Annotated in this window: 2 protein-coding genes and 1 pseudogene; all 3 read right to left on the bottom strand. The window is 28.5% G+C overall.

Going from position 1 to position 3435, the window contains the following annotated elements:
* The coding region (locus OL66_RS04200; protein ID WP_238568758.1) for a 5'-3' exonuclease H3TH domain-containing protein at positions 1 to 2032 on the bottom strand (2032 nt) is incomplete at its 3' end.
* 228 nt (positions 2033 to 2260) lie between these two features.
* A pseudogene (locus OL66_RS00165) lies at positions 2261 to 3052 on the bottom strand (AAA family ATPase).
* 107 nt (positions 3053 to 3159) lie between these two features.
* Positions 3160 to 3363, bottom strand: a complete 204-nt coding sequence (locus OL66_RS00155) for a hypothetical protein (RefSeq protein ID WP_034171984.1) — start codon at positions 3361 to 3363, stop codon at positions 3160 to 3162.
* Between the last annotated feature and the right edge of the window lie 72 nt (positions 3364 to 3435).

The raw sequence follows: 3435 nt of genomic DNA, 5'->3' as shown, positions 1-3435 counted from the left end.
AAAATTGTAAGGTTTGTTCATCATTTAAAAGATGATTGTTTTCAATTTTAAAGTAATTTTTAATTTTTTGAATATTTCCTAAAGTAGCTAAAATTTTTAACGAAAAGCAAAAAAAATTATCATTAATTAAATAATTATAAGATTTTTTATTGTGTATTATATTTAAAAAACAACTATTTTGATACCCAAAAACATCTTTGAATGATTTTAATTGGTTGATGTGAGTTTCTTGTGCTTGTTCTTGTTCTTGCCCTTGATTTGTTTTTGGTATTTTTTCTTGTTGTGTCTCTATTTTTTCATCCGTATTTTTTTCTATTGGTTGTGCTTCTATTATTTGTTTTTGTTGTACTAAATTAGTTTCATATTCTAATTGGGCTAAAATATTTGATAAGGGAAGTTCTATTTCTTGAAACAAAAATAATTGGTTTTGAGCTTTTAAATGATGCAAAACGCTATTTTTGATGGCGTGTAATAAAAAAGCTTTAAAAGCTACTTTTTGCTCTAAAATAAAAATGTTTTGAGATAATTGGCTTACATAATTTGTGTTATTCAAAATATCTATTTTGGCTATAATATGACTAAATTCAAGATTTTTCAAAGGAAATAAAAGATAAGAAGCACAAACTAAATCAAAGATAACTCCGTTGAGTTCTTGATGTTTTGTTTTTAAAAAAAGTTGTGTTGCTTGATTGTGAAAAACAATTTTATAAAAATTAGCATCTTTTAGATAATTGCAAAAGTTATTATTATCAAAAGCCAAATTAGCATCTATAAAAAAATGTGTATTTTCATTGGAAAAACCAATTCCTTGCAAAAAAGTATTTGAGTCATTTTCTTTTTCTAACTCAAAAAAACAAGCCCAAATTTGGTGTGGTTGGATTTGAGCCAAAAAAGCATTTAGAGAGTTTTGGTCTTTGATAATTTGAAAATTAAAATTGTTTTGAGGTGGGTTGGCGCCTTGTTCTTGAACTTTTGGAGCGTTATTGTCATTATTGTTAGTGTTGTTGTTGTTGATAAGTCTGTTTTGATTTGTTTGGTTTAAATTATTATCATTTTCTAAATTGCTATATTTTTCTACTTCTTGCACTTCTTTGGAATTGGGGGATGCTTCCTTATTATTATAATTTGCATTTGTATTTGTGGTATTTGTTTCTTTTTCAATTCTTGCATATTTGGTAATAGCTAAGCGTCTAAAATCCATTTCTTCATAAAAATTTTTAAGGTTTTGCGCCAAACGTATTTGTATTTCTGTTTGCATACAATCAAAGGGCAAGGGAACTTTAAGGTCAATTGCGGTAAGTATTTTGCTAAGTTCTAAATCAGCTTGGGAATTTTGGATTTTGGTTTTTAAAATAGGTTTAATGTTGTCTAAATTTTGCATCAAATTATCTAGGGAATCGTATTCTTGTAATAACTTTTGAGCAGTTTTAGGTCCTATTCCCAATACTCCTTTAATGTTATCAGAAGGATCGCCAATTAAACTTTTATAATCAATCATTTGATATTCTTTAAGACCGTATTCTTCAAACAAAGTAGGAGGTGTATAGCATTTAATTTCACGCAATCCTTTTTTAAGCAAACAAACAGTAATTTTTTCATCTACTAATTGCAATAAATCCTGATCACTTGAATAAATAGATACTGTCTTATTTTGATTGCTGGCTTCTTTGGCTAAAGTACCTATAATATCATCGGCTTCGTATTCGTCTTGGACATGATATTTAACGCCGATTAGGTCTAAATATTGTTTAATCAAAGGAATTTGACTAATCAATGCAGAAGGTGTTTCTGGTCTTCCTTGTTTGTAAGCATCGTATAATTGGTGTCTTTTGGTAGGTTTATGAGTATCAAAAGCTACTAAAATATAGCCTTTCGTTTCTTCTAAAATTTTTTCAAACATTCTAATAAAAGACAAAAGAGCATTAGTGTAGATCCCTTTTTTATTTTGCAAAAGAGGTTTATATTTGCTTGCAGTTGCGTGATATGCTCGAAATAAAAGCGAATTGCCATCAACTAAAACTAAATGTTTCATTGTTTCTCCTATTTATTTTATCGTTTAGCTAATAGCCAAAATTGGATTATAAGTTAATAATGATTGTGTTATTTATAAGGTACAAAAGGAAAATAATTAATATAATATTAAAAAAAGAAAGTTTGGAAAAACTTTCTTAGAATACAAGGTTTTGTTTGGGTTTTTATTTTATTGCGTTTATAAAAAGATTTTATAATTTTAATTATAATGAGTTTTTTAATGAAGTCTTTAAGGCAAATCAAATCCATAAATAACTTTAAAAGATTTTTTTAAGTCTTCAATTCTAATGTCACTTTGCCCTTGGGTTTCGTAGCGAGCATTGATAATTGCATCATCTAAAAGATATTCCATAGTGCGTTGTCCTGTTTTGGATTTATCAGTTAATTTTTCCAATGCATCATTAATTGTTGTTAATAAATATTCTTTTGCAGTTGAGGTGATTGGTGTTTTTCTTTTTTCAATTAAGAATTCTAAGAATTTTTTTCTACCATTTGTATCTAAGGGTTTAAATTCTATGTGGTAGTTGAGGCGTGATTTGATGGCATCGTCTATTTGATCTAAGTGATTAGTGGCTCCAATTACGAAAATAAAAGCATCAGGGTTGTGGGGGCAGTGGTTTCTTAATGAAGTAATTTCGGCTTTGAAGGCGTTTAAGATGTCTTTTATTTTTTGGTCTTCTTGGTTGATAAGTTCCATTTTTTCCCATACTTGGTCGCATTCATCGATGAAAATTACTCCCATACCATTATTTTTGTTTAGATGCCATTCAGCTCTAATGAAATCAAACATCGCTCTTATAATTTCGATTCCTTATTCGCGGGTTTTGGTGATAAAGTCGTAGGGGGTAAATTCAAAACAGCCTGCATCGGTGGAAGGGGAGGCTTGTCTTGCTTGTCTTGCTTGTGACATAAATGCTCTTGCTAATAATGTTTTACCTGTTCCTGGGACTCCGTGTAGTAGGAGTCTTTTGGGTTTATTGATTTTTCCTGCGTTTTGGAACCATTCAGGATGAGATACCATTGCTAAAATGCGATTACAAGTTTCTTTTTCAGTTTCCATGCCAATTATGTTTGCAAAACTTATATTGTTTACTATATCATCATTTGTTTCTTTACAACGTTGGGATACTAAAGGATGTGCGCTAAATTTAGTAGGAGGTTTTTGGCATCATATTGTTCCATTTGTTTTTGATATTCTTTAAATTTTTGTTGTTTGTATTGATGATATAAGTTATATGAAAAATAAATTGTTAAAGTGGTTGTTAAAATAAATAATAAAGTGCCAATAAAAATTTTAAAAAAGTTTTCTTTACTTTTAGTTAATAGGTTCATATTTGTATTCCTTTTGGATTTTATAAAAATATTAAAGGGTACAAAAATACTTAATAAAAAGATTTTATAATT

The organism is Chrysanthemum yellows phytoplasma, assembly GCF_000803325.1.
Classification (GTDB): Bacteria; Bacillota_I; Bacilli_A; order Acholeplasmatales; family Acholeplasmataceae; genus Phytoplasma; species Phytoplasma asteris.
The sequence above is the reverse complement of the archived record's forward strand: the minus strand, read 5'-3'. Positions and strand labels throughout refer to the sequence as shown.

Excerpts from the sequence above, each read along its gene's own strand:
- OL66_RS00155 (WP_034171984.1), bottom strand. The coding sequence starts at position 3,363 with ATGAACCTATTAACTAAAAGTAAAGAAAACTTTTTTAAAATTTTTATT.